Annotated in this window: 21 protein-coding genes; 10 read left to right on the top strand and 11 right to left on the bottom strand. The window is 61.9% G+C overall.

What is annotated here, in order from left to right; genetic code table 11:
• Positions 1 to 21 precede the first annotated feature (21 nt).
• Both ACMGGN_RS22500 and ACMGGN_RS22505 read right to left on the bottom strand, forming a co-directional pair.
• Positions 22 to 693, bottom strand: a complete 672-nt coding sequence (locus ACMGGN_RS22500; protein WP_039603885.1) for a methionine ABC transporter permease — start codon at positions 691 to 693, stop codon at positions 22 to 24.
• The gene (locus ACMGGN_RS22505; protein ID WP_046786747.1) at positions 693 to 1700 is read right to left on the bottom strand and encodes a methionine ABC transporter ATP-binding protein; all 1008 of its coding nucleotides are present in this window, start codon (positions 1698 to 1700) and stop codon (positions 693 to 695) included. Before ACMGGN_RS22505 ends, ACMGGN_RS22500 begins: the two co-directional genes overlap by 1 nt.
• A 226-nt stretch (positions 1701 to 1926) precedes the next feature.
• On the opposite strand from ACMGGN_RS22505, the gene katE reads away from it, so the two are divergent.
• Positions 1927 to 4071: a catalase HPII gene (gene katE / locus ACMGGN_RS22510; RefSeq protein WP_281869717.1), complete on the top strand. Its 2145-nt coding sequence runs from the start codon at positions 1927 to 1929 to the stop codon at positions 4069 to 4071.
• 52 nt (positions 4072 to 4123) lie between these two features.
• On the opposite strand, the gene ACMGGN_RS22515 is transcribed toward katE, so the two are convergent.
• From ACMGGN_RS22515 to zur, 4 genes are all read right to left on the bottom strand, one after another.
• Positions 4124 to 4831, bottom strand: a complete 708-nt coding sequence (locus ACMGGN_RS22515; protein WP_177010204.1) for a PA5502 family lipoprotein — start codon at positions 4829 to 4831, stop codon at positions 4124 to 4126.
• Positions 4832 to 4958: 127 nt separating this feature from the next.
• Complete coding sequence (gene znuB / locus ACMGGN_RS22520) at positions 4959 to 5741, bottom strand: zinc ABC transporter permease subunit ZnuB (RefSeq protein ID WP_046786744.1); 783 nt, start codon at positions 5739 to 5741, stop codon at positions 4959 to 4961.
• Positions 5734 to 6507: a zinc ABC transporter ATP-binding protein ZnuC gene (gene znuC, locus ACMGGN_RS22525; protein WP_046786743.1), complete on the bottom strand. Its 774-nt coding sequence runs from the start codon at positions 6505 to 6507 to the stop codon at positions 5734 to 5736. The genes znuB and znuC overlap by 8 nt, the downstream gene beginning before the upstream one ends.
• Positions 6504 to 6989 (bottom strand): zinc uptake transcriptional repressor Zur, encoded by a 486-nt coding sequence (zur, locus tag ACMGGN_RS22530; RefSeq protein ID WP_046786742.1) that lies wholly within the window; start codon positions 6987 to 6989, stop codon positions 6504 to 6506. The genes znuC and zur overlap by 4 nt, the downstream gene beginning before the upstream one ends.
• A gap of 18 nt (positions 6990 to 7007) precedes the next feature.
• On the opposite strand from zur, the gene ACMGGN_RS22535 reads away from it, so the two are divergent.
• The gene (locus ACMGGN_RS22535) at positions 7008 to 7964 is read left to right on the top strand and encodes a zinc ABC transporter substrate-binding protein (RefSeq protein ID WP_414156309.1); all 957 of its coding nucleotides are present in this window, start codon (positions 7008 to 7010) and stop codon (positions 7962 to 7964) included.
• Positions 7965 to 8115: 151 nt separating this feature from the next.
• Here the strand turns inward: ACMGGN_RS22535 and ACMGGN_RS22540 are convergent, their stop codons facing one another.
• Complete coding sequence (locus ACMGGN_RS22540) at positions 8116 to 9066, bottom strand: homoserine kinase (protein WP_012316859.1); 951 nt, start codon at positions 9064 to 9066, stop codon at positions 8116 to 8118.
• A 69-nt stretch (positions 9067 to 9135) separates the two neighbouring features.
• The gene (locus ACMGGN_RS22545) at positions 9136 to 9423 is read right to left on the bottom strand and encodes a DUF2782 domain-containing protein (RefSeq protein ID WP_012316858.1); all 288 of its coding nucleotides are present in this window, start codon (positions 9421 to 9423) and stop codon (positions 9136 to 9138) included.
• A gap of 74 nt (positions 9424 to 9497) precedes the next feature.
• Between ACMGGN_RS22545 and polA the strand changes: the two genes are divergently transcribed.
• On the top strand, positions 9498 to 12245 hold the full coding sequence (gene polA, locus ACMGGN_RS22550) for a DNA polymerase I (protein ID WP_414156310.1): 2748 nt from the start codon (positions 9498 to 9500) through the stop codon (positions 12243 to 12245).
• Positions 12246 to 12614: 369 nt separating this feature from the next.
• Here the strand turns inward: polA and yihA are convergent, their stop codons facing one another.
• Complete coding sequence (yihA, locus tag ACMGGN_RS22555) at positions 12615 to 13247, bottom strand: ribosome biogenesis GTP-binding protein YihA/YsxC (protein ID WP_012316856.1); 633 nt, start codon at positions 13245 to 13247, stop codon at positions 12615 to 12617.
• Positions 13248 to 13440: 193 nt separating this feature from the next.
• Here yihA and ACMGGN_RS22560 point away from each other — a divergent pair, with 193 nt between their 5' ends.
• The 7 genes from ACMGGN_RS22560 to ACMGGN_RS22590 all read left to right on the top strand — a co-directional run bounded on the left by ACMGGN_RS22560 (position 13441) and on the right by ACMGGN_RS22590 (position 20688).
• The gene (locus tag ACMGGN_RS22560) at positions 13441 to 13743 is read left to right on the top strand and encodes a c-type cytochrome (RefSeq protein ID WP_046786739.1); all 303 of its coding nucleotides are present in this window, start codon (positions 13441 to 13443) and stop codon (positions 13741 to 13743) included.
• A gap of 31 nt (positions 13744 to 13774) precedes the next feature.
• Positions 13775 to 14392, top strand: coding sequence for a c-type cytochrome (locus ACMGGN_RS22565; RefSeq protein ID WP_115273175.1), 618 nt, complete (start codon positions 13775 to 13777; stop codon positions 14390 to 14392).
• 169 nt (positions 14393 to 14561) lie between these two features.
• Positions 14562 to 15197 carry a thiol:disulfide interchange protein DsbA gene (dsbA, locus tag ACMGGN_RS22570; RefSeq protein WP_039602079.1) on the top strand — a complete coding sequence of 212 codons (636 nt, stop codon included), beginning with the start codon at positions 14562 to 14564 and terminating at the stop codon, positions 15195 to 15197.
• Between the two features lie 11 nt (positions 15198 to 15208).
• Positions 15209 to 16063: an endonuclease/exonuclease/phosphatase family protein gene (locus ACMGGN_RS22575; protein WP_046786736.1), complete on the top strand. Its 855-nt coding sequence runs from the start codon at positions 15209 to 15211 to the stop codon at positions 16061 to 16063.
• A 97-nt stretch (positions 16064 to 16160) separates the two neighbouring features.
• Positions 16161 to 18140 carry a GGDEF domain-containing protein gene (locus ACMGGN_RS22580; RefSeq protein WP_174142394.1) on the top strand — a complete coding sequence of 660 codons (1980 nt, stop codon included), beginning with the start codon at positions 16161 to 16163 and terminating at the stop codon, positions 18138 to 18140.
• A 64-nt stretch (positions 18141 to 18204) separates the two neighbouring features.
• On the top strand, positions 18205 to 18981 hold the full coding sequence (locus ACMGGN_RS22585; RefSeq protein WP_218176286.1) for an N-acetylmuramoyl-L-alanine amidase: 777 nt from the start codon (positions 18205 to 18207) through the stop codon (positions 18979 to 18981).
• Between the two features lie 87 nt (positions 18982 to 19068).
• Entirely contained in the window at positions 19069 to 20688 is a 1620-nt protein-coding gene (locus ACMGGN_RS22590; protein ID WP_115273173.1) for an EAL domain-containing protein, read from the top strand.
• A gap of 56 nt (positions 20689 to 20744) precedes the next feature.
• Here the strand turns inward: ACMGGN_RS22590 and ACMGGN_RS22595 are convergent, their stop codons facing one another.
• Together ACMGGN_RS22595 and algB are read right to left on the bottom strand one after the other, a co-directional pair.
• Positions 20745 to 22523 carry a KinB sensor domain-containing domain gene (locus tag ACMGGN_RS22595; protein ID WP_237860943.1) on the bottom strand — a complete coding sequence of 593 codons (1779 nt, stop codon included), beginning with the start codon at positions 22521 to 22523 and terminating at the stop codon, positions 20745 to 20747.
• Entirely contained in the window at positions 22520 to 23866 is a 1347-nt protein-coding gene (gene algB / locus ACMGGN_RS22600; protein ID WP_046786732.1) for a sigma-54-dependent response regulator transcription factor AlgB, read from the bottom strand. Before algB ends, ACMGGN_RS22595 begins: the two co-directional genes overlap by 4 nt.
• Positions 23867 to 23967: the final 101 nt, after the last annotated feature.

Raw genomic sequence — 23967 nt, forward strand, 5'->3', positions numbered from 1 at the left:
GCCGGGCCGACCCCATTGGGGTTACTTACGGGAAAAATGCACGACCAGTTTGTCGCCCACGCTCTGCAGTACTTGAACCAGAACCAGCAGCAGTACCACGGTGACCACCATTACATCGGTCTGGAAACGCTGGTAGCCGAAGCGGATGGCCAGGTCGCCCAGGCCGCCAGCGCCGACAACGCCGGCCATGGCGGTGTACGAGACCAAGGTGATGGCGGTGACGGTAATGGCCGCGAAGATGCCCGGGCGGGCCTCCGGCAACAGCGCACTGGTGATGATCTGGCGGGTGGTGGCGCCCATCGACTGGGTGGCCTCGATGATGCCGCGGTCCACCTCACGCAGGGCAGTTTCCACCAGGCGGGCGAAAAACGGCGTGGCACCCACCACCAGCGGCGGAATGGCGCCGGCAACGCCCAGCGAGGTACCGGTGATCAGCACAGTGATCGGGATCATCACGATCAGCAGGATGATGAACGGCAACGAGCGCAGGATGTTGACCACCAGCGACAGCAGCGCATACACGCCCCGCTGTTCGAACATCTGCTTCGGCCCGCAGAGGAACAGCAGCACGCCCAGTGGCAGGCCCAGCAGCACGGTGAAGAACAGCGAGCCGAACAGCATGATCATGGTGTCGATGGTGGCCAGCCAGATTTCGGCCCAGTCGACGTTGGCGAAGAAATTCAGGGCGTCCATCAACGCAGTACCTCCATATGTACGTCAGCTGCCGTGAAGCGGTCGAACGCCGCTTCCATGTCGCCGCCAGTGACGGCCAGGGTCAGCTGCCCATAGGGCACATCCTTGATGCGGTCGATACGCCCGGCGAGGATGCTGTAATCCACCCCGGTTTCGCGGGCCACGGTGCCCAGCAGCGGCGCGTAGGTGGCGTCGCCCTGGAAGGTCAGGCGCACGATGCGGCCTGGCACGTGGGCAAAGTCGTCGCGCTGCTCGCCTTCATCGACCTGCTCGTCTTCCTGGACAAAGCGCTTGGTGGTGGGGTGCTGCGGGTGCAGGAACACGTCGGCCACCGAGCCTTGCTCGACGATATGGCCGGCGTCCATCACCGCGACGCGGTCGCAGACACGGCGGATCACGTCCATCTCGTGGGTGATCAGCACGATGGTCAGCTTCAGCTCACGGTTGATCTCGGCCAGCAACTGCAGCACCGATGCGGTGGTTTGCGGGTCCAGGGCGCTGGTGGCTTCGTCGCACAGCAGGATCTTCGGGTTGGTCGACAGGGCGCGGGCGATGCCGACGCGCTGCTTCTGGCCGCCAGAGAGCTGCGCCGGGTACTTTTTGGCGTGGTCCGACAGGCCCACGCGGGCCAGCAGCCCGGTGACGCGTTTGTCGATTTCGGCCCGCGACAGCCCGCCCGCCAGCGTCAGCGGCAGGGCGACATTGTCGGCGACGGTCTTGGAGGCCAGCAGGTTGAAGTGCTGGAAGATCATCCCGACTTGCTGGCGGAAGCCGCGCAGCTGGTTGGCGTTGAAGGCGGTAACGTCTTCGCCGTCGACGATGATCTTCCCGCCAGAGGGCTCTTCCAGCCGGTTGATCAGGCGCAGCATGGTGCTTTTGCCTGCGCCGGAATGGCCGATCAGGCCGAACACCTGGCCGTCTTCGATGGTCAGGCTGGTTGGGTTCAGAGCGGGGATTTCCCTACCGGCGACGCGGTAGGTCTTGTGTACATGTTGGAACTCGATCACGTAGCGAACCTTGTGGGGCGCATGGAATTTGGGTCAGCGGTTGGCTGGGGTGGCGCATTTTAGCCTTTTCCAATAGTTGTTCTTAGCATTTATTTCGTAATGGACCAATCCATCAGGCATAACGCGACAACTGGTAATCCCGATTGAACGCTCGCCAAAGCCCTCTAGTCACTACTGGAACGAGCCCGCAGAGGGCAAGCCTGAAGACTGATGAGGAGAGCCGACCATGACCAGCAAGAAAACGGACGCGCCCAAGCACAGTGAGGCCGCCGGCACGCAGACCCCCGACCGCGCCAACACCAACGCCAAGCTGCAGAGCCTGGAGGCGTTTCGCAGCGATGCCACTGGCCAGGCCTTGCGTACCAACCAGGGTGTGAAGGTAGCCGACAACCAGAACAGCCTGAAGGCTGGTGCTCGTGGGCCATCGCTGCTTGAAGACTTCATCATGCGCGAGAAGATCACCCACTTCGACCACGAGCGCATTCCCGAGCGTATCGTCCACGCCCGAGGTACCGGTGCCCACGGCTACTTCCAGAGCTACGGCAACCATAGCGAACTGACCAAGGCCGGTTTCCTCCAGGACCCCGAAAAGATAACCCCGGTCTTCGTGCGCTTCTCCACCGTGCAAGGCCCGCGCGGGTCGGGTGACACGGTGCGCGACGTGCGTGGCTTTGCTGTTAAGTTCTACACCGATGAGGGTAATTTTGACCTCGTTGGCAACAACATGCCGGTATTTTTCATTCAGGATGCCATCAAGTTTCCCGACTTCGTGCATGCGGTCAAACCTGAACCGCACAATGAAATGCCCACGGGCGGTTCAGCCCACGACACGTTCTGGGATTTTGTCTCGCTGGTGCCTGAGTCGGCGCACATGGTCATCTGGGCCATGTCCGACCGAGCCATCCCGCGGAGCCTGCGGATGATGGAAGGCTTTGGCGTGCATACTTTCCGCCTGATCAATGCCCAAGGCGTGGCCAGCTTCGTCAAGTTCCACTGGAAGCCACGCCAGGGTGTGCATTCGGTACTGTGGGACGAAGCTCAGAAGCTGGCAGGCAAGGACACCGACTACCATCGCCGCGATCTGTGGGATGCGATCGAGACGGGTGATTACCCCGAGTGGGAACTGGGCGTGCAGATCGTCCCAGAGGCCGATGAGCACAAGTTTGATTTCGACCTGCTCGACCCGACCAAACTGATCCCCGAGGAACTGGTACCAGTGACGCCGCTCGGCAAGATGGTGCTCAACCGCAACCCGGACAACTTCTTCGCCGAGACCGAGCAGGTCGCTTTCTGCCCTGGCCATATCGTGCCGGGCATCGACTTCAGCAACGACCCGCTGCTACAGGGCCGGCTGTTCTCCTATACCGACACACAGATCAGCCGCCTTGGCGGCCCGAACTTCCACGAGATCCCGATCAACCGGCCGGTAGCGCCGAACCACAGCAGCCAGCGCGACGCCATGCACCGCATGACCATCGACAAGGGCCGTGCTTCCTACGAGCCCAACTCGATCGATGGCGGCTGGCCGCGGGAAACGCCGCCGGCGGCACAGGATGGTGGCTTCGAGAGCTATCAGGAGCGCATCGAGGCACACAAGATCCGCCAGCGCAGCGAGTCGTTCGGCGATCATTTCTCGCAGGCGCGGCTGTTCTTCCAGAGCATGAGCCCGACCGAGCAGCAGCACATCATCAAGGCCTACAGCTTTGAATTGGGCAAGGTGGAGCGCGAAGCAATCCGCGCGCGTGAGGTCAATGAGATCCTGGCCAATATCGACTTGAAGCTGGCAGCGGCAGTGGCGGCCAACCTCGGCTTGCCGGCGCCCAAGCAGGGCACGGTTCAGGTCAAAGGTAGCAAGCTTGCGCAGTCCAAGGCTTTGAGCCAGATGAACCACCCTGGAGATGTGGGCATCAAGGGACGCAAGATTGCCGTTGTGGTCGCCGATGGCGTGGACGCCGCGAGCGTCGACAGGCTGGTCAAGGCGCTCGAAGCACAAAGCGCGCGGCCCATGCTGCTGGGGCCATCCTCGGCGCCGGTGAAGAGCGCCGATGGCAAGCAATTGCCGGTGGATGCTTCGATCGAGGGTATGCCGTCGATCATGTTCGACGGGATAGTGGTGCCGGGAGGCAAGGCTTCAATCGATGCCTTGAGCGGCAGTGGTGTGGCCAAGCACTTCCTGCTCGAGGGTTACAAGCATTTGAAGGCGATCGTGTTGGCCAAAGAGGCCAAAGCGTTGCTGGGCAGCTTGGGCCTGAAGGAGGACAAAGGCTTGTTGCTTGGGGATGATCAGAAGGCAATGGATGCCTTCGTCAAAGCCGTGGAAGGGCATCGGGTCTGGGAGCGGGAGGCGGCTGCAGAGGCGATCCCTGCGTAAGACGCTGCGTTGGTACCCATCGCCGGCTGCCGGCGATGGGCACCCGGAAGTGTCAACGCTGATGCGGTACCAATACCACCTGAGCGGGCAACTTGCGCTGAATCTCGTGTTTTTGCTCAAGTGCGAAGCCGCTGTCGATCTTGCGAACCCGCTTTTCCAGCAAGCTCTTCAACCAAGGCGCATCTTCGGTGCGAGGTACCTGGAACACCACGTCGCACTGATAATTCACCACATCAGTGGCAATTTCATCGAGCTGCCGGCGCATGGCCCGGATGTCCGTGGTCTTCAGTGCAATGACCGTGCTAGGCGCGGTCGGGTCGATCACCCGCGCCTTGGGCTTGGCCTCGGCAGCCTTCAGGGCGGCCTCGGCTTTTTCCAGCTCAGCCTTGCGTGCCTGTGAGACCGCGTCACCGCCAGTCACGGCAGGTGCCTGCGGCATCAGTGCGCGGGCACGTGCCAGCGCGGTTGCGGCAGCGTTGACGTCACCCTTCTGAAGGACGATCTGGCTGCGTTTGAGGTAAGCCTCAGCCAACTGCCGCTGGTACTGTTCCAGGCGGCCATCGTCGGGCGATTGAGCCTGCAGCGAGGCAAGCTGATCTTCGGCTGTGGCCAGTTCATTGCTGTTGATACTTTGCTGCAGCTGCTGCCAGGCATCGGCTTGGGCAGGTGCACCGGGCTGCTCGACCGGCGCGCTTGAACAAGCGGCCAGGAACAGGGAAAACGCGGCAACAAGCAGATAACGGGATGCGAACGGCTTCATTCCTGCGACTCTCTATTTGCGCAAAAAGCGAGCAAGTCTACACCCAGGTGCGCACGCTCGAAAACAAGTCTTACAGACCCTTTACCCGCGAAAAGGTTGCAGGGTGTGCCATGGCGCACCCCGGGTTTCAGCGTTTGGGCAGGGCCAGGCTCAGCAAGAATAGCACTGCCGCGCAGACCACGATCGATGGGCCGGCCGGGGTGTCCTTGAACCAGGACATGGCCAGGCCGCCGCAGACGGCCGTGACGCCCAGCAGGCTGGCCCCCACTGCCATCTGCTCCGGCGAGCGCGCGTGGCGCTGTGCCGCAGCGGCAGGAATGATCAGCAGGGAGGTGATCAACAGCACGCCGACGATCTTCATGGCGACGGCGATGACCACGGCAATCAGCAGCATCAGCGCCAGGCGCAGGCCAGCGACCGGCAGGCCTTCAACCATGGCCAGCTCTTCGTGGACGGTAACCGCCAGCAACGGTCGCCAAAGGACTGCAAGCAGCAACAGTACCAGCGCACTGCCGCCCAGGATCCAGGCCAGGTCAGTGGTACTGATGGCCAGCAAGTCGCCGAACAGGTAGGCCATCAGGTCGATGCGTACGTCGTGCATGAAGCTCAGCACCACCAGGCCCAGCGACAAGGTGCTGGGCGCGAGGATGCCGAGCAGTGTGTCGGACGCCAATGGCTGGCGTTGCTGCAGGGTTACCAGCAGCAACGCCAGCAACAGGCACCCCACGGTTACCGCCAGCGCCGGGCTGACGTCCAGCACGAAGCCCATGGCCACGCCCAGCAGCGCTGCGTGGGACAAGGTATCGCCGAAATAGGCCATGCGCCGCCACACCACGAAGGAGCCCAGCGGGCCAGCCACCAGCGCCAGGGAAAGACCCGCGAGCAGGGCGTAAAGAAGAAAATCAGCCATGCTTGCAGTGGTCTCCGTGAACATGGGTGCCAGGGGCGACCACCGAGCCATGCAGGTCGTGGCTGTGATCGTGGTGGTGGTGGTAGACGGCCAGGCTCGGTGCGTTCTGGCCGAACAGTTCGACGAAGGCGGGGTCGTTGCTGACCTGCTCGGGGTGGCCGGAGCAGCACACATGCCGGTTGAGGCAGACCACCTGGTCGGTGGCGCTCATCACCAGGTGCAGATCGTGCGAGACCATCAATACCCCGCAACCATGGCGGTCGCGCAGGCGAGTGATGAGGTTGTACAGCTCGGTCTGGCCGACCACGTCGACGCCTTGTACCGGCTCATCCAGTACCAGCAGCTGGGGCTCGCGCAGCAGCGCCCTGGCCAGCAGCACGCGCTGCATCTCGCCGCCGGAAATGGTCTGGATCGGGCTGTCGATGACCTGTTCGGCGCCCACTTCCTGCAGTGCCGACAACGCTGCCTGCCGGTCTACACCGGGTACCAGGCGCAGAAAGCGCAGCACCGACAACGGCAGCGTGGCGTCCACCTGGATTTTTTGCGGCATGTAGCCGATACGCAGTTTCGGCTTGCGCCACACTGTGCCGCGGTGCGGCTTGAGCAGCCCGAGCACAGCACGGACCAAGGTAGTCTTGCCTGCGCCGTTGGGCCCGATCAGGGTGACGATCTGGCCGGGTGCCACCGACAGGTCGATGCTGTCGAGCACGGCCTCGCCGCCGAACGTGACGCCGACCTGCTCCAGACGGATCAGTGCATCGCTCATGCGGCGCCCCGGCAATTGCCGCACAGGCCGACGATTTCCACCGTCTGCGTTTCCACGCTGAAACCCACGCCTTTGGCGCTGGCGATGATCGCATCGCTGATGCTGTCCTGCTCCAGTTCGATGGCGACGTGGCATTCGCGGCAGATCAGGAACTGGCCCTGGTGCGCGTGCTCGGGGTGGCTGCAACCGATGAAGGCGTTGAGTGAAGCGATGCGGTGTACCAGGCCGTTTTCCAGCAGGAAATCCAGTGCCCGATAAACGGTTGGTGGCGCAGCACGCCGGCCATCCTGTTCGCTGAGCACGGCGAGGATGTCGTAGGCGCCCAGCGGCTTGTGGCTTTGCCATACCAGCTCCAGCACACGCCGGCGCAGTGCGGTCAGGCGCAGGCCCTGGCGGGTGCACAGCACCTCGGCCTCGGTCAGGGCGCTGTGCACGCAATGAGAGTGATCGTGGGGACGGTGGGCCAGCGGCGTGATGGACATGAGCAGCGACGGTTCTGGATGGAGACGTTATTATGTTACCTGTTTCTGACGAGTCGAGTATTCACTGTGTCCCGATTGCTTGTGCTTTTTGTCGCTTTTATCGCCTGCTCGGCGCAAGCCGACGTGCGTGTGCTGACCAGTATCAAACCGTTGCAGCAGATTGCCGCCGCTGTGCAGGACGGGGTTGGTAGCCCCGAGGTGCTGCTGCCTCCTGGCGCCTCGCCGCACCACTATGCCCTGCGCCCGTCCGACGTGCGCCGCGTCGGCGATGCCGACCTGCTGTACTGGATCGGCCCCGACATGGAAGGTTTCCTGCCGCGGGTGTTGGGCAGCCGCAGCAAACCTGTCGTGGCTGTTCAGTCGCTGCCGGGCATGCAGTTGCGCCACTTTGGCGAGGACAGCCATTCACACGATGAAGAAGACCACGATGAGCATGACCACGATCATCGTCCGGGCAGCCTGGACGCGCATTTATGGTTGTCGTCAGTTAACGCCCGGGTGATTGCGGCGAAGATGGCGGCAGACCTGTCGTCGGCGGACCCTGCCAATGCCGCGCGCTACCAGAGCAACCTGAAGGCCTTCACTGCACGCCTCGATAGCCTGGATGCACGCATCAAGGCCCGGGTGGCGGGTATTGCCGACAAACCTTACTTCGTGTTCCACGAAGCGTTTGACTACTTCGAGTCTGCTTATGGGCTCAAGCACGCGGGTGTGTTCAGCGTGGCGGCCGAAGTGCAGCCGGGGGCGCAGCATGTCGCTGCCATGCGCAAGCGTCTGCAGGAAGTGGGCAAGACCTGTGTGTTCAGTGAGCCGCCGCTGCGACCGCGCTTGGCTGAGACGCTGACGGCCGGGCTGCCGGTGCGCTTGGCTGAGCTGGATGCGTTGGGCGGGAATGACCCAGTGGATGCCAAGGGCTACGAGCGTTTGCTGGAAAAGCTGGGCGCAGAGCTGGCAGGGTGCCTGGAGCAGCTTTAAGCCATTTGCATAGGCGCTGTAGGAGCGGCCTTGTGTCGCGAATGGGCCGCAAAGCGGCCCCGGATATCGCGCTGCCGCAGATATGTCTGGGGCTGCTGCGCAGCCCTTTCGCGACACAAGGCCGCTCCTACCGAGAGCGGTGGCGCTTCGGTCAGAGCGCGAACGGCAGGTGCAAAGCCACTTGCTGGCGCTGCGCCAGACGCACCTCGAACTCGCTCGGGTCATGGATCATCACATCCATCCCGGCAAACGACTCGGCCGCGATCAAACGCGACAACCAGAAGCGCACGCACCCGACCCGCAACATCTGTGGCCAGAGCTCGGCCTCGGCTGCCGTGAACGGCCGTAGCGCTGCATAGGCCGCCAGCAGGGCCTGGGCACGAGGCATATCGATCGCGCCGGTTTCATCCAGGCACCAGTCATTCACGGTAATGGCGATGTCGTACAGCATCGGCCCCGAGCAGGCATTGTAGAAGTCGATCACGCCGGTCAGATGGGTGCCTTCGAACATCACGTTGTCGCGGAACAGGTCGGCATGCAGGTTGGCCCGCGGCAATGCCAGGATCTGCGCCTTGTGCGCGATGATTTCGTCCAGCGCCGGCTGCAACAGGGCAACCTGTTCTGCCGTGAGGCGCGGCATCAGCTCGGCACCGCTGGCGAGCATCCAGTCCAGGCCGCGATCGGTCTTGCGCTCGATGACGTGCTCGCGGGTGGCCAGGTGGATATGCGCCAGCAGCTCACCTACCTGGGCGCAGTGCTGGTTGTTCGGCGCCTTGATGTGCTTGCCCGACAGCCTTGGTTGCAGCAGTGCCGGCTTGCCGCACAGCTCGCGCAGGCCATTGCCGTCACGGTCACGTATGGCGTAAGGCACCGGCATATCGGCGGCGTGCAGCGTGTCGAGCAGTTCGATGAAGAACGGCATGTCCTCGCTGGGGCCGCGCTCGATCAGCGTCAGGACGAACTCCCCCTGTTCGAGGCTGACGAAGAAGTTGCTGTTTTCGGTGCCGGCGGCAATGCCCTGGAAATCGAGCAGACGGCCCAGCTGATACGGCGCCAGAAAGGTTTCCAGCTCAGGCCGGGTCACGGGGGTGAAGACTGACATGATGAAAGAATGCCCATACGGGCACTTCCGCCGGGAAGTGCCAGGTTGATGTGAACGGTACGCGTCAGATTACCACTCGAAGATCTTCCAGGACGGTATCAGCATGTCCGGTTGGTCGGAACGAATGAAATTGCCATCAGAGCCATCGGCGCGTACCAGAAAATAAGGCTTGCCGTTTTTCGGCGTGATCTTGATCGCATACAGGAAGCCGTTCTGCCGGTATTCCTGGATGGTTTTATCGCCTTCCGTGCGAATGGTCACCTCGGGATCTGCCGAGGGGGCGTCGTCCGCCGCCAGGGTGACGACTGGCATGGTTGCCAACAGGCTGAGCAGTAACAGGCGATTGAGTGTACGCATGATAACCTTGTCCCTTTGTCGTCATTGATCCGGCTATTCTAGCTCCGGACCCGCCGAAAAGGTTGATTCTGCTCATGAGCCAAGCGCCCCTCGTCCTGGTGGACGGTTCCTCCTACCTTTACCGCGCCTTCCACGCGCTGCCGCCGCTGACCACTTCCAAGGGCATGCCCACCGGCGCGGTCAAGGGTGTGTTGAACATGCTCAAGAGCCTGCGCAAGCAATACCCCGACAGCCTTTTCGCCGTGGTGTTCGATGCCAAGGGCGGTACCTTCCGCGATGCCATGTTCGCCGAGTACAAGGCCAACCGCCCCAGCATGCCGGACGACCTGCGGGTGCAGGTAGAGCCGCTGCATGCCAGCGTCAAGGCTTTGGGTTACCCGCTGCTGTGCGTCGAGGGGGTCGAGGCCGACGACGTGATCGGCACGCTGGCGCGCAGCAGTGCAGCACAGGGGCGGCCAGTGATCATCTCGACCGGTGACAAGGATATGGCGCAGCTGGTGGACGGCCACGTTACCCTGGTCAACACCATGACGGGCAGTGTGCTGGATGTGGCTGGCGTGCATGAGAAGTTCGGCGTCGGCCCGGAGCACATCATCGACTTCCTCGCCCTGATGGGCGACAAGGTCGACAACATCCCAGGCGTACCTGGGGTCGGTGAAAAAACCGCAGTAGGGCTGCTGACCGGTATCGGCGGCGGCCTCAGCGACCTGTACGCCAACCTGGACAAGGTGCCGGCACTGGCGATTCGTGGCGCCAAGACCCTGCCGGCCAAGCTCGAAGAACACCGTGACGCGGCGTTTTTGTCCTACGAACTGGCGACCATCAAAGTCGACGTGCCGCTGGATATCGAAGTGGACGCCCTGGTGTGCGGCGAGCCGGACCGTGAAGCGCTGCTGGCGCTTTATACCGAGATGGAATTCAAGAGCTGGATCGCCGACGTTCAGCGGGACGCGGCCAGGGCCGGCGATGAAGTTGCGCCTGTGCAGGCGCCTGCGGCCACGGTCGAGCCGAAATACGAAACCATCCTCGATCAGGCTCGCTTCGATGCCTGGCTGGAAAAGCTGCGTCAGGCGCCGCTGTTCGCTTTCGATACCGAGACCACCAGCCTCGATGCGCAAAAGGCACAGCTGGTCGGCCTGTCCTTCGCTGTCGAACCCCATGAAGCGGCTTACGTACCGTTGGCACACGACTATGAAGGCGCGCCGGTGCAACTGGATCGCGAAGCCGTGTTGCTGGCATTGAAGCCGCTCCTGCAAGACCCGGCCAAGGCAAAGGTAGGGCAGAACGCCAAGTACGATATCAACATCCTTGCCAATGGCTCGCCGGCGATCCAGATGCAGGGCGTTGCCTATGACACCATGCTTGAATCGTATGTGCTCAACTCCACTGCGACCCGTCATGATATGGACAGCCTGGCGCAGAAGTATCTCGACCACGCCACCATCGCGTTCGAAGACATCGCCGGCAAAGGCGCCAAACAGCTGACCTTCAACCAGATCCACCTGGACAAGGCCGGCCCTTACGCCGCCGAAGATGCCGACATTACCCTGCGCCTGCATCAGGCGCTGCAGGCCCGCCTTGCGCAGACACCGAGCGTGCAGCCGGTGCTGATGGATATCGAGATGCCGCTGGTGCCGGTGCTGGCCAAGATCGAGCGTCAGGGCGCGCTGGTTGATGCTGCCCTGTTACAGATACAGAGCGGTGAGCTGGGCGTGAAAATGGCCGAACTCGAGCGTCGGGCCTTCGAGCTGGCGGGTGAGGAATTCAACCTCGGCTCGCCCAAACAGCTCGGCTCGATCCTCTACGACAAGCTCGGCATGCCGGTGCTGAGCAAGACCGCCAAGGGCCAGCCATCCACGGCCGAGGCAGTCCTGGACGAGTTGGCCGTGCAAGGCTACCCGTTGCCGGAGGTACTGATGCAGTACCGCAGCCTGAGCAAGCTCAAGAGCACGTACACCGACAAGTTGCCGGGGCAGATCAACCCGCGAACCGGGCGTATCCATACGTCTTACCAGCAGGCCGTGGCCGCCACTGGGCGCCTGTCGTCCAGCGACCCGAACCTGCAGAACATCCCTATCCGTACCGCCGAAGGCCGGCGTATCCGCCAGGCGTTCATCGCCAGCCCGGGCTACAAGTTGCTGGCGGCGGACTATTCGCAGATCGAACTGCGCATCATGGCCCACCTGGCCAAGGACGAAGGCCTGCTGTACGCCTTCCGCAATGACCTGGATGTGCACCGTGCCACAGCTGCGGAAGTTTTTGGCGTAGCCCTGGAAGCGGTCACCACCGATCAGCGTCGTAGCGCCAAAGCCATCAACTTTGGCCTGATCTACGGTATGAGCGCCTTCGGCCTGGCCAAGCAGATCGGCGTAGACCGCAAGCAGTCGCAGGATTACATCGACCGCTATTTCGCCCGTTACCCAGGCGTCTTGGCCTACATGGAACGCACCCGCGCCCAGGCTGCCGAGCAAGGCTTCGTCGAGACCTTGTTCGGCCGCAGGCTTTACCTGCCGGACATCAACGCCAAGAATCCGGCCCTACGCAAGGGCGCCGAGCGCACGGCGATCAACGCACCGATGCAGGGTACCGCCGCCGACATCATCAAACGGGCAATGGTCAACGTGGACAACTGGCTGAGCGAAAGCGGCCTCGATGCTCGTGTGATCTTGCAGGTACACGACGAATTGGTGCTTGAAGTGCGCGAAGACCTGGTCGAGCAGGTGAAAGATGAAATTCGCGGGCACATGAGCAAGGCCGCGCAACTGGATGTACCGCTGCTGGTCGAAGTCGGCGTTGGTTCGAATTGGGACGAAGCTCACTGATTGAGCAGGGAAACCTGTGTAGGATCCGGGTTGCAGCGACGCGGATCCTGGCATGGCTCGATGCCATTAGTGCTACGGTTTCATGAAACTATCGCAAATAGTTTTGAGGGCTCTGGAACTAAACCAGTGAAGCGGAACTCAGAGTAACTGAATGGCTGGTGAAGCCCTTCGATGCTCCTATGTTGTGTTAAGTGTTGGCAGATATCTGGACCCCGCCCTAGCGGTCCGGACTTGGACCCCGAACTTCCCCCTCCCCATACGAAGTCCGGGGTTTTTTTTGCCCGAAATTTGGGGGTGACGATGGCGGCACTATCGCCAAAAGCCGGCCCCCACAGGGTGGGAAGCCGACTTGCCGGCGATGACGTCGCTTCAGGCTACCGGCTTGTCTTCCAGCTCCATCCAGCCCGCCAGCACCTTGTAGGCCTCTTCCAGCCCCAGACGCTTGGGAGCCGAGAACAGCTGGATGGTCACGCCATCCCCCCAACCTTTGCGGATTTCCGACTGCACCTTGAGCAGGGTGTTCTTGCCTGCGCCGTGGGTCAGCTTGTCGGCCTTGGTCAGCAGGATGTGCATCGGCATGCCGCTTGCCCTGGCCCAGTCGAGCATCATCTTGTCGAAGTCGGTCATCGGGTGGCGCACATCCATCATCAGGATGACGCCGCGCAGGCATTCGCGGCTGCCCAGGTAGGCCTCAAGGTGACGCTGCCAATGCTGCTTGAGCGGGATCGGCACTTTTGCATATCCGTAACCTGGCAGGTCGACCAAACGCCGTTCATCGTCCAGACTGAAGAAATTCAACAGCTGGGTGCGCCCTGGAGTTTTCGAGGTTCGCGCCAGGCTGGCATGAGTCAGGGTATTGAGGGCGCTGGATTTGCCGGCGTTGGAACGGCCGGCGAAAGCCACCTCGTAACCCTGGTCGTCCGGGCATTGTTCGACCTTGGCAGCGCTGAGGGCGAATGTGGCTTTCTGGCAGAGGCCGAGGATGGGGTTCTTGACTTGCATGGGATATCCGATGTGGGTGTTGCCAAAGCCTAGGCCGGCAAGCGGTGTCGTTTCCGTTTGGATGGCGGAAGTATATAATGCCCCAGTATTTGTGTGCTCATTCTCCCAGCGAAGGAGAACGGGCATGGGGTGTCGAACAATAGCTCGCGCATCAGAACGCAGCGCGTCCCCCAACCCTGTCAGGTCGTTCCGCATGGCGAAATGGCTGCTAGCTGTCGGTATGTTCCTGCCGTTTTTCAGCGCACAGGCTACACAGGATCCCGAGGCGTTGTACAACCGCACGTGTGCGGCCTGTCACGCCGGGCAGTTGCCACAGGCGCCCAAGAAGGGTGACCGGGCAGCCTGGGAGCCAAGGCTGGCGCAAGGCATGGAGGTACTCATGGCACATGTGACTCAGGGTTTCAAGGCTATGCCGCCGCGTGGATTGTGCAGGGACTGCAGTGCCGAGGACTACCGTTTGGTCATCCTTTGGATGAGCGGCAGTCCCGATACATAACATTTCACCCTTAGCCGTGTTGGATTAGCTGATGAACAAACTAGTCGTGAGTCTGCTGTTGACCATGGGTGTCGCAGGTGCGGCCAATGCTGCAGAACCTGTCAAAGGCGACGCCGCCGCCGGCCAGGCCAAGACCGCCATCTGTGGTGCCTGCCACAACCCCGACGGCAATAGCCTGGCGCCCAATTTTCCGAAACTGGCCGGCCAGGGCCAGCGCTATCTCGAAAAACAGTTGCATGACATAAAGTCCGGCAAGCGTACCGTGCTGGAGATGACCGGCATGCTGGCCAACTTCAATGATCAGGACCTGGCCGACATCGCCGCCTACTTCGCCAGCCAGAAAGGCAGCGTCGGCGCCGCCGACCCCAAGTTGGTCGAGCGTGGCCGGGCGCTGTTCAATGGCGGCGATCTGGAAAAAGGCATGCCTGCCTGCACCGGGTGCCATTCGCCCAATGGCGCAGGCATCGCGCTGGCCGGCTTTCCACACCTGGGTGGCCAGCATTCGCAGTACGTGACCAAGCAGCTCACCGACTTCCGTGAAGGCAACCGCACCAATGATGGTGATGCCATGACCATGCGGACCATAGCCGGCAAGCTGAGCAACCATGATATCGAAGCGTTGGCCAGTTATATCCAGGGCCTTCACTGAGCTATCTGCGCATTAACATTCGGTTAATGCTGCAACGCTAAAGATGAAAGGGCGGCGCGGACCGCCCTTTTTTCAGTCCGCAGCCGGTACACTACAGAACTCGGGCCCTTCCCGACCTGTCTCAGTACAGGTCGTGTCGAGGCGACCAAAGACTGCTCAGGAGTAAAGCATGCGTAAACTGATTCTCAGCGCTGCGCTGGTCGCCGCCAGCGTATTCGGTATGTCCGCCGTTCAGGCTGCGGAGCCTGCCACGGCCGGCAAGGAGTACCTCGAGCTGAGCAACCCTGTTCCGGTGTCCGTTCCCGGCAAGATCGAAGTGGTCGAGCTGTTCTGGTACGGCTGCCCTCATTGCTATCACTTCGAGCCGGTGATCAACCCTTGGGTTGAAAAACTGCCGAAGGACGTCAACTTCAAACGTGTGCCGGCGATGTTCGGCGGTGCATGGGACGCCCACGGCCAAATGTTCCTGACCCTCGAAGCCATGGGCGTCGAGCACAAGGTTCACGCCGCAGTGTTCGATGCCATTCAGAACCAGCGCAAGCGCCTGACCGATCCCCAGGACATGGCTGACTTCCTCGCCACCCAGGGCGTCGACAAGGACAAGTTCCTCGCCACCTTCAACTCGTTCGCCATCAAGGGCCAGGTCAACCAGGCCAAAGAGCTGGCGAAGAAGTACGAAATCACCGGCGTACCTAGCATGGTGGTCAACGGCAAGTACCGTTTTGACCTCGGCACCGCTCAGGGCCCGGAAGGCGTGCTGAACGTCGCTGACCAACTGATCGACAAGGAGCGCGCCGCTAAGTAAGCGGCGAACCCATGCCCCGCTTCAGAGCCGCGCGTGGTATTGGCCTGCATCAGCCGCAGGTCAACGAGCATCATCTGCAGGCCAATGGCCTGCCGGAAGATGGTCGCCTGCGGCTGCTCAGCTTCAATATCCAGGTCGGCATCAGTACCGAGCGCTATCGGCATTACCTGACCCGCAGCTGGCAGCATCTGCTGCCGCACACCGGGCGCGCCGGCAATCTGCAGAAAATCGGCGACCTGCTCAATGATTTCGACCTGGTGGCCTTGCAGGAAGTAGATGGCGGCAGCCTTCGTTCTGGTTACGTCAATCAGGTGGAGCACCTGGCCCAGTTGGGGGGCTTCCCTTACTGGTACCAACAGCTCAACCGCAACCTTGGGCATTTCGCCCAGCACAGCAATGGGGTGCTCAGCCGCCTCAAGCCGCATCTGCTGGAAGATCATCCTCTGCCCGGTCCCTCCGGCCGCGGTGCGATCCTGGTGCGCTTCGGCGAAGGCGAGGACGCGCTGATCGTGGTCATGATGCATCTTGCGCTTGGTGCAAGGACCCGCGCTCGCCAGCTCGCCTACATCCGGGAACTGATCGGTGGATACCGCCATCAGGTCCTGATGGGCGACATGAACACCCATGCCAACGACCTGCTCGACCATTCTCCATTGCGTGATTTGGGCCTGATTGCACCTCAGGTCGAAGCCACCTTCCCCAGCTGGCGCCCGCAGCGTTGCCTGGACCACATCCTGCTCAGCCCGAGCCTGACCCTGGAGCGGGTCGAGGTGCTGGCCCAGCCTATTTCCGACCATCTCCCGGTCGCCGTAGAGATCCGATTGCCTGATGCATTGACTGTGGATACGCTTCCGGCCCTGAGCTAGATCAGCAAAAGGCCATTGGAGCACTCAAGAGTTCCAGCCGTGCGCCGACAGCGTGTAACCATAGCCCACCGATGCATCACCCGTTGCGGATCCAGGCATGACCGAAGAAGCCGAGCGCTGGAAAGAAAAATACCTTAAAAGCATCGAACAGCAGGAAAAGCTGGAGCGCCGATGGGCAGCGCGGCTTGACCTGCTGCGTCGGGGCCTGGTGCGCAGTACCTTGGCCGCAGAAGGCAGCGACAAGGCGGTGGACCAATGCATGAAGGAAATGCGTGAGGTCATTCGCAGCGACAACATGGATGCCGGCCTTGCAGGGTTGATCCCGCGTCTTGAAAAGGCCGTGCTCGACTCCGAGCAGCGCCGCGAAACCCGCATGAACCAGGTCAGCGATGCGCTGACCGCGCTCGTGACGCAACTGCAAGGCCTGCCGTTGTCCGGTGACGTATCGCGGTCGCTCAAGAAACTGGCGAAGAAACTCGACGGCGGCGTCAGCCAGTCGCGCGAGTTGCCGCCGCTGCTCGGAGAGCTGAGCGGGTTGCAGGGGCGGGCGCTGTCATCGTTGAACAGGCCGGATGAGGATGCCAGGCCGGGCTTTTTGCAGCGCTTGTTCGGCAACCGTGAGAGCGAACCACAGGGTGTAAACGCTGTAGAACCGGCGGCCCCTTCTGTAATCGCTGCGCCTGAACTGCAGCCATTGCCGGACGGGCCGGTGCTGGTGGATCTACCACCCCGGGATATCGACGAGCTGCAGCCGTTGGTAGCACCTGAGGTTCATGACCCTGTGCCTGTGGTGCCTGTGGTGCCTGTGGTGCCTGAAACGCCTGTTGCCGCACCGCCCGCTCCAGGCGAGCCTGAGCCGCACGCACAGGAGGCGGTCGAGGTTGCACCCGTCTGCGCTGAGCAACCGCAGCGCCTCGAGGGCGCTCGAACCGAGCTGCCAATACAGGTCGATGAGCCACAAGCGCTCAAGCCCCTGGAAGAAACCTTCGGCGAAGACGGACCCTATTCACTCCCTGACGCAGTCGAGCCGCCCTACAGTCAGGTTGCCGCGCATATCGAGCAAACCCTGATCGGCCTGCTCGATGACCTTAGCCTGCCGGAACGCCACAAGGCCCAAGCCCTGGAAATGCGCGAGCGCGTGGCACGGGGGCTGAACTGGTACGAGCTGATCCCGGTGCTCGATGACCTGGCCGTGCTCATGCTGGCCATCACCGACAGCGGGCAACACGAATTCGAGACTTACCTGCAGCAGCTCAATGAGCGTCTGGAAAGCTTCCAGAGCCACCTTCATGAAGCCAGTGCCGGTCATGCCGACAACAGTTCTGCTGCGCGCGAGCTGGACAGCCAACTGCGTGAGCAGGTCGATGGCCTGCAAAGCAGCGTGCAGGGGGCGGCCGATGTGGACAGCCTCAAGCACATTCTCGAGAACCGCCTGGAAGGGCTGCTGGGCACCATGGATGAGCATCAGCATGAGCGTGACCGCCGCGAACAGGAACTCGCCGGGCGCCTTCAGGGCTTGGCCGAGCGCGTCGCTAACATGGAGCAGGAGGCCCTCGGCTACCGCGAACACCTGGAGGAACAGCGGCAGAAGGCATTGATCGACCCGCTGACCGGGCTGCCCAATCGCGCGGCCTGGAGCGAGCAGGTAGAGCGCGAAATGCAGGCCTGGCAGGAGAACGGCGGCCACTTGGCGATGGCGATTCTCGACCTGGACCACTTCAAGCGCATCAATGACAGCTATGGCCATCTGGCGGGTGACAAGGTACTGAAGATCGTCGCTGACCAGTTGCGCAAGCGCTTGCGGCCGCGCGATTTCATCGCCCGTTTCGGTGGCGAGGAGTTCGTACTGTTGCTGGCGCAGACGTCACCCACCGTAGCTGCGCAAGTGGCCGAGGTGCTGCGTGCCGCTATTGAAGCGTGTCCGTTCCATTTCAAGGGCGAACGGGTGGTTATCACCGCCTCCATCGGTTTGAGCGCATTCCGCTCGGGTGAGCGCGGTGATCAGGTGCTCAAGCGTGCTGATGCAGCGCTGTACCGGGCCAAGGACTTGGGCCGTAATCGGGTGGAACAAAGCTGAGCGGGTGAGCCGGGTGCGCATACGTTATGCTAATGCGTCACTGCTAATTACCCTGGCTTCTTCCATGAAAGCGTTGTTCACTGCATTTTTGCTGATCGTACTGGCCGGTTGTTCGACCGGCCTGCGTATCGACCGCAGCCATCCCTCGGCCAACCATGACAACCGCATCCAGTTCGTCGTGCTGCATTACACCAATGCCTCGCTGGAGCGCTCGCTGGCGCTGCTAACCCATGGCGAGGTCAGCAGCCACTACCTGATCGGAGATGGCCCAGCCACGGTTTATCAACTGGTCGATGAAAGCCGTCGTGCCTGGCATGCCGGGGACAGCCAATGGCAGGGGCGAACCTGGTTGAACTCAAGCTCAATCGGTATCGAGATCGTCAACCCAGGCTTTGACACCACGCCCAATGGGCGAGTCTGGTATCCGTACAGCGAAGCGCAGATTCAGTCTTTGATCGCGCTGCTAAAGGATATCGTCAAACGTAACAACATCGACCCTCGCCATATCATTGGCCACAGTGATATCGCACCCTTGCGCAAACTGGATCCGGGGCCGTTGTTCCCATGGAAGCGTCTTGCCGATGCGGGGCTTGGGGTATGGCCAGAGCCCAATGCCGTGGCGCGCCAGCAGGCGTATTTCAACGCCAATCCACCGAGCATGGGTTGGTACCAGCAAGAGCTGGCACGCTTCGGCTACGCCATCGAACAGACCGGGCAGCTCGATGTGGCTACCCGCCATGTCATTGCGGCGTTCCAGATGCGTTTCCGGCCACAGCGCTTCGACGGCATGCCCGATGCGCAGACGGCTGCCATGCTTCAAGTACTCAACCGGATGCGCTGATCCTCCGCGCGCCCTTGGGCTCCGCCAAACGGCCAAGCCAATACGCCATTCAGTTGCTATACCCTGTATATCAACTGGATGCTGCCCATGTCGGCTCTGATTACCGCGTTGCGCCAATTTTTTTACCGCCCCTGGATGCTGGCCTCTCTGGCAGCGTTGGCCAGCGCTGCGGTGTTGCTGACTGCCAGTATCGGTATTGCGCTGCAGCAGATGAAGCAGAGCGAGAGTGCGCAGATGAATGCGCAGGGCGAGCGTTTTCTCGACCGCCTCGAGCAGGTTTTCGGCCAGTTGCGCGAGGGTGTCGACGACCTGCAGGCGCAGCCTTTGCGCGGCTGCAACCCGGCGATGCTGGCGTTGTTGCAGCAAGTTGGGCTGGGCTCGCGTTTCATTTATGAGGCGGCATACGTAGACGTCAATGTCGCCTGCTCCAACCGCGGGGGGGCACGGGCTTTCGTGCCCACGCGGGCTCCGGACATCCAGGGCCCGACTTACAGCTATTGGCTCAATACCACCACCGAACCCAACGAGAACCTTGCCGCGTTGATGCTTGCACGTGGCAACTTCCTGGTTTCTACGTCGCGTGGGCACTTGACCGACGTGGTTGACCTGCCGCCCGGAGGTAGCCTGTTGGTGGTGCTGGACAATGGCACCAGAGCGATACCGGTACTGGGCCCGCCACAAGTCTGGCCGCCAGCTGACAATTGGCCGCCACCCAGCGGCAATTCGTTGTTCGAACTGCATGACCGCCTTGTCTATCGCATGCTGACCAAATCGCCCGATTACCAGCTCGTGCTGATCGCCCCACGAGCCAGCCTGCCACTGCGGATGAACGGCATGCTCTGGCTATTGTTCCCAGGCAGCGTTCTGGCGGCCTGTTGTATCGGTTGGCTGGTACTGCAGCTGATCCTGCAGCGGCGTTCCATGAGTTCAGAATTGCAGAACGCTTTGCGCCGCGGTGAACTGCAGGTGCTCTATCAGCCGATCATCGAACTCGACAGCCGCCGCTGTGTGGGCGCTGAGGCGCTGGTACGCTGGCGGCGCCCTGACGGGACCCTGACCAGCCCGGACCTGTTCATTCCGCTGGCTGAAAATACCGGGCAGATTCGCCAGATCACCGATTTCGTCCTGCAACGGGTGCTTGAGCAACTTGGCCAGTTGCTGCGTTCGCACCGCAACCTTTACATCTCGGTGAACCTGGCGGCCTGTGATGTGATGGTCCCGCGCATCGGCCGGGTGGCTGCACGGTTGCTGGCACTGCACAGGGTGGCTGCCAGCCAGATTGCCTTCGAGGTTACCGAGCGGGGGCTGATCGATGTGGTGGTGGCCCGTGACAACCTGCAGGCGCTTCGTTCGGTGGGGCATCAGGTGTTGATCGATGACTTCGGTACTGGCTACTGCAGCCTGGCTTATCTGCAGACCTTGCCGGTGGACTGCCTGAAGATCGACAAGGCCTTCATCGACGCGCTCGGGCACGATGCCGCCAGCAGTGGCGTGGCGCCTCATATCATTCGCATGGCCCATGACCTTCATCTACGGGTGATAGCCGAAGGCATAGAGTGCGAGGCCCAGGCGGTGCTGCTCAACAGCGAGGGTGTCAATTATGGCCAAGGCTGGCTCTTCGCCCATCCGCTCAATGCCCGGCAGTTCGTCGAGTTGGTGACGCGAGGCCGGCAAGTCCGCAGGCCACGGATAGATGATGAACCGTGAGCGTACTTGCAGTGGCCGGCAAGGCGTTGCCTCAACGACCTCTGCAGGTCAAGAAATCACACCGGAAGAGCCATGTAGAACTGTGTTCCCTGCCCGGGCCGGGAGAAGACGCCCATGCGGCCGCCGTGCAATTGCACGATTTCCTTGCACAATGCCAGCCCCAGCCCGGCCCCGCCCTTCTTGCGCCCTACCTGTACAAAGGGTTCGAAAATGCGCCCCTGCTGTCCGTAGGCAATGCCTTCGCCATTGTCCTCGACGCTGATGATGACGCGCTCCGCGTGGCGTCGCGCATGCAGGCGAATTCGCCCCCCGCTGCCGGTATGCCGAATGGCGTTGTGCAGCAGGTTGTCGAGCACACGATCCAGTTGGGCGATGTCGGCCTGGATCCGAGGCAGCGGCGGCTCCAGCGCCTTGATCAGCTCGATCTGCTTGACTGATGCCTGCTCGCTGAACCGTACCTGGGCACGTTCGAGCAGTTCGTCGATGGCACAGGGGGCGAGTTCGAGTTTTTGCAGCCCGCTCTGGTAGCGTGAAAAATTCAACAGGTCGTTGATCAGTTGGGTCAGGCGCTGCATTTCCTCGCCGATGGTCTCCAACAGGTCATTCTCACGCGCCTCAGGTGGAAACTTCACGCGCTCTCGCAGCAGGCCGAAGGCCATGTGCATGCCGGTGACCGGCGTACGCAGTTCGTGGGAGGCGCGCAGTACGAACTCGCTACGCACACGCTCGAAAGCGCGCTGCTCGGTCACATCGTGCAGCACCATCACGGCACCGAGAATCGGTCCTTGCGGGTGGCTGACCGGGGTCAGGCTGTAGGACAGCAGGCGTGACTCTTCATCAACCTCGATACTCAGGTCCTCAGGTGGGCGGTCCAGGCTACCGCCGCGCAGCACCTGGCGCAGCTGTTGCTCCAGTTCTGGGCGCTGCAGTGCCTCTGCCAAGGGGCTGCCCAGGCGGTTGTTGCTCCAGCCGAGCTGGCGCTGGGCGACCGGGTTGAGATGCTCCAGGTTGCCTTGGCGGTCGATGATCAGCAGGCCATCGTCGATGCTGTCGAGCACAGCCTGCAGGCGTTGTTGGCCGGCCAGCAGTTCATCGACGTTGGTCTCCTGGTGCTTGCGCAGCGCCTCGGCCATCAGCCCGAAGCGGCGGGTCAGCTGGTTGACTTCTATGGCTTGGCTGACGGGCAACGTGACATCGAAGTTACCTTGGCCGAGTTGATCTGCGGCCTTGGCCAGGGCTTCGATGGGTTGCCCGAAGCGGCGGGCGATGTTGTGTGCGGTAAAGAAGCCGAGCATCAGCACCACCAAGCCCGTCAGGCCGAGTACACCACTGACCAGTAAAGCGCGGTCGCGGGACAGTTGTTCGCTGCGAGTGATGTAATCGATGGCAAGCTTGTGCGAATCGATCAGGTCGGTGCGCACTTGGTTGAACGCGGCGCCCAGTGGCTGGTCGGCACCCATGCTGTTTGCCGGTGCAGGGCTTTGGCGATAGGCACTCAGGAAGGCCTGATAGTTGCTGCTGGCCTTGTTGAAGCCGGTACGTTCACCGCCTTGTGCAAGCCCTTGGTCAAGCAGGTCCTGGAAATTGTCTTGCAGCGCTCGCAGGCTCTGAGGCGAAGTTTGCGCATCGAGGATGAGCATCAGTTGCTCGCCCAGGTTCTGCCTAAGCTTCAAGCCTATTTCCAGGACATGGGTGGTATTGCTCACCGAAGCTTGCTGCGCGGCAGTCATTTGCAACACGCTGACCAAACCTAGCATCAGGCCCAGCAGAGCGACTGTGATCAGCGCTGAAATGCTGAGGAAAAGCCGCGTACGCAGCTTCATTGGCCATCTCATAGGTTGTACTGCTTACGCTTGCGGTACAGGGTCGAGGCATCGATACCCAAGGTCTTGGCGGCCTGGTCCAGTGTGTCACTGGCTGCCAGCACGGCGCCGATGTGGGCACGCTCCAGTTCATCCAGGCTCAGCGCGGCACCAACCCGGGGAGCGCTGCCGGCAGGTTGCTCGCCCATACCCAAGTGAATGATCTCCACGCGGTCCTGTGGGCAGATGATGCTGGCGCGTTCGACCACGTTGCGCAGTTCGCGGATATTGCCAGGCCAACGGTAATTGAGCAGCGCGGCGCGGGCTTCGTCGCTGAAGCCGCGGGCAGGGCGCGCGTACTCCTTGACGAAACGGGCGAGGAAGCGATCGGCCAGGGTAAGGATGTCCTCACTGCGCTCGCGCAGGGGCGGCAGGTGCAGGGTGATGACGTTCAGGCGGTAGAGCAGGTCTTCACGGAAGCGGCTTTCGCGGACCATTTCTTCCAGGTTCAGGTTGGTCGCCGCGAGGATGCGCACGTCGGCGCGTCGGGTGACAGGGTCGCCTACCCGCTCATACTCTTTATCCTGGATGAAACGCAGTAACTTGGGTTGCAATGTCAGGGGAAAATCGCCGATCTCGTCGAGGAACAGCGTGCCGCCATCGGCCTGGTTGACCCGGCCCAGCGTGCTTTCACTGGCGCCGGTGAATGCGCCGCGGGTGTGGCCGAACAATTCGCTCTCCATCAGCTCGGCGTTCAGCGACGGGCAGTTGATGGTCACGCAGGCCTTGCGTGCACGCTTGCTCCAGCTGTGAATGGCGCGGGCCAGTTCGCCCTTGCCGGTCCCCGATTCGCCAAGAATGAGGATGTTGGCGTCGGTGGTGGCTACCTGGCGTGCGGTTTCCAGCACGGCCATCATTGCCGGGCTATGCGAGTCCAGGCCGTCTTTGGGCTTGCGCACTTCACCTTCGAGCGCCTCCAGGCGTGCCGACAATTGGCGGACTTCCAGCTGTTTGGCTGTGGCCAGGCGCAACTGGTCGGGGCTGCAGGGTTTGACCAGGTAGTCGGCGGCACCGGCCTGGATCGCATCGACCGCAGTGTCGATGGCCGAATGCGCGGTGACGATCACCACCCGCATCCACGGTGCTTGGATGCGCATCTGTGCCAGCACATCCAGGCCGTTGTCTTCACCCAGACGCAGGTCGAGGAAGCACAGGTCGAACACCTGGCGCTGGAGCAAGGCTTCGGCCTGCGCGGCACTGTTGGCGGTGGCCACGCTGTAGCCCTCATCTTCGAGGCAGTAGCGGAAGGTGCGCAGGATCGCGGACTCGTCATCCACAAGCAGAATACGGCCTTGGTTGTCCTGGGCTGATTCCATTTCCAGCGCTCCTTTGGGAAAGATCTTCATTTAGTGTGGGAAAAATCGGGCAAGTTGCATGGTCAATTCTGAAGGATTCTGTCCTATGCATGCTAGCCAAT

It is taken from the genome of Pseudomonas sp. BNK-30, assembly GCF_047456185.1.
GTDB lineage: Bacteria > Pseudomonadota > Gammaproteobacteria > Pseudomonadales > Pseudomonadaceae > Aquipseudomonas > Aquipseudomonas putida_E.

Excerpts from the sequence above, each read along its gene's own strand:
- ACMGGN_RS22500 (WP_039603885.1), bottom strand. The coding sequence starts at position 693 with ATGGACGCCCTGAATTTCTTCGCCAACGTCGACTGGGCCGAAATCTGG.
- katE (WP_281869717.1), top strand. The coding sequence starts at position 1,927 with ATGACCAGCAAGAAAACGGACGCGCCCAAGCACAGTGAGGCCGCCGGC.
- yihA (WP_012316856.1), bottom strand. The coding sequence starts at position 13,247 with ATGCAAGTCAAGAACCCCATCCTCGGCCTCTGCCAGAAAGCCACATTC.
- ACMGGN_RS22595 (WP_237860943.1), bottom strand. The coding sequence starts at position 22,523 with ATGAGATGGCCAATGAAGCTGCGTACGCGGCTTTTCCTCAGCATTTCA.
- ACMGGN_RS22565 (WP_115273175.1), top strand. The coding sequence starts at position 13,775 with ATGAACAAACTAGTCGTGAGTCTGCTGTTGACCATGGGTGTCGCAGGT.
- ACMGGN_RS22545 (WP_012316858.1), bottom strand. The coding sequence starts at position 9,423 with ATGCGTACACTCAATCGCCTGTTACTGCTCAGCCTGTTGGCAACCATG.
- zur (WP_046786742.1), bottom strand. The coding sequence starts at position 6,989 with ATGTCCATCACGCCGCTGGCCCACCGTCCCCACGATCACTCTCATTGC.
- ACMGGN_RS22585 (WP_218176286.1), top strand. The coding sequence starts at position 18,205 with ATGAAAGCGTTGTTCACTGCATTTTTGCTGATCGTACTGGCCGGTTGT.
- znuC (WP_046786743.1), bottom strand. The coding sequence starts at position 6,507 with ATGAGCGATGCACTGATCCGTCTGGAGCAGGTCGGCGTCACGTTCGGC.
- ACMGGN_RS22590 (WP_115273173.1), top strand. The coding sequence starts at position 19,069 with ATGTCGGCTCTGATTACCGCGTTGCGCCAATTTTTTTACCGCCCCTGG.
- ACMGGN_RS22580 (WP_174142394.1), top strand. The coding sequence starts at position 16,161 with ATGACCGAAGAAGCCGAGCGCTGGAAAGAAAAATACCTTAAAAGCATC.
- ACMGGN_RS22575 (WP_046786736.1), top strand. The coding sequence starts at position 15,209 with ATGCCCCGCTTCAGAGCCGCGCGTGGTATTGGCCTGCATCAGCCGCAG.
- ACMGGN_RS22515 (WP_177010204.1), bottom strand. The coding sequence starts at position 4,831 with ATGAAGCCGTTCGCATCCCGTTATCTGCTTGTTGCCGCGTTTTCCCTG.
- polA (WP_414156310.1), top strand. The coding sequence starts at position 9,498 with ATGAGCCAAGCGCCCCTCGTCCTGGTGGACGGTTCCTCCTACCTTTAC.
- ACMGGN_RS22560 (WP_046786739.1), top strand. The coding sequence starts at position 13,441 with ATGGCGAAATGGCTGCTAGCTGTCGGTATGTTCCTGCCGTTTTTCAGC.
- algB (WP_046786732.1), bottom strand. The coding sequence starts at position 23,866 with ATGGAATCAGCCCAGGACAACCAAGGCCGTATTCTGCTTGTGGATGAC.
- dsbA (WP_039602079.1), top strand. The coding sequence starts at position 14,562 with ATGCGTAAACTGATTCTCAGCGCTGCGCTGGTCGCCGCCAGCGTATTC.
- ACMGGN_RS22540 (WP_012316859.1), bottom strand. The coding sequence starts at position 9,066 with ATGTCAGTCTTCACCCCCGTGACCCGGCCTGAGCTGGAAACCTTTCTG.
- znuB (WP_046786744.1), bottom strand. The coding sequence starts at position 5,741 with ATGGCTGATTTTCTTCTTTACGCCCTGCTCGCGGGTCTTTCCCTGGCG.
- ACMGGN_RS22535 (WP_414156309.1), top strand. The coding sequence starts at position 7,008 with ATGGAGACGTTATTATGTTACCTGTTTCTGACGAGTCGAGTATTCACT.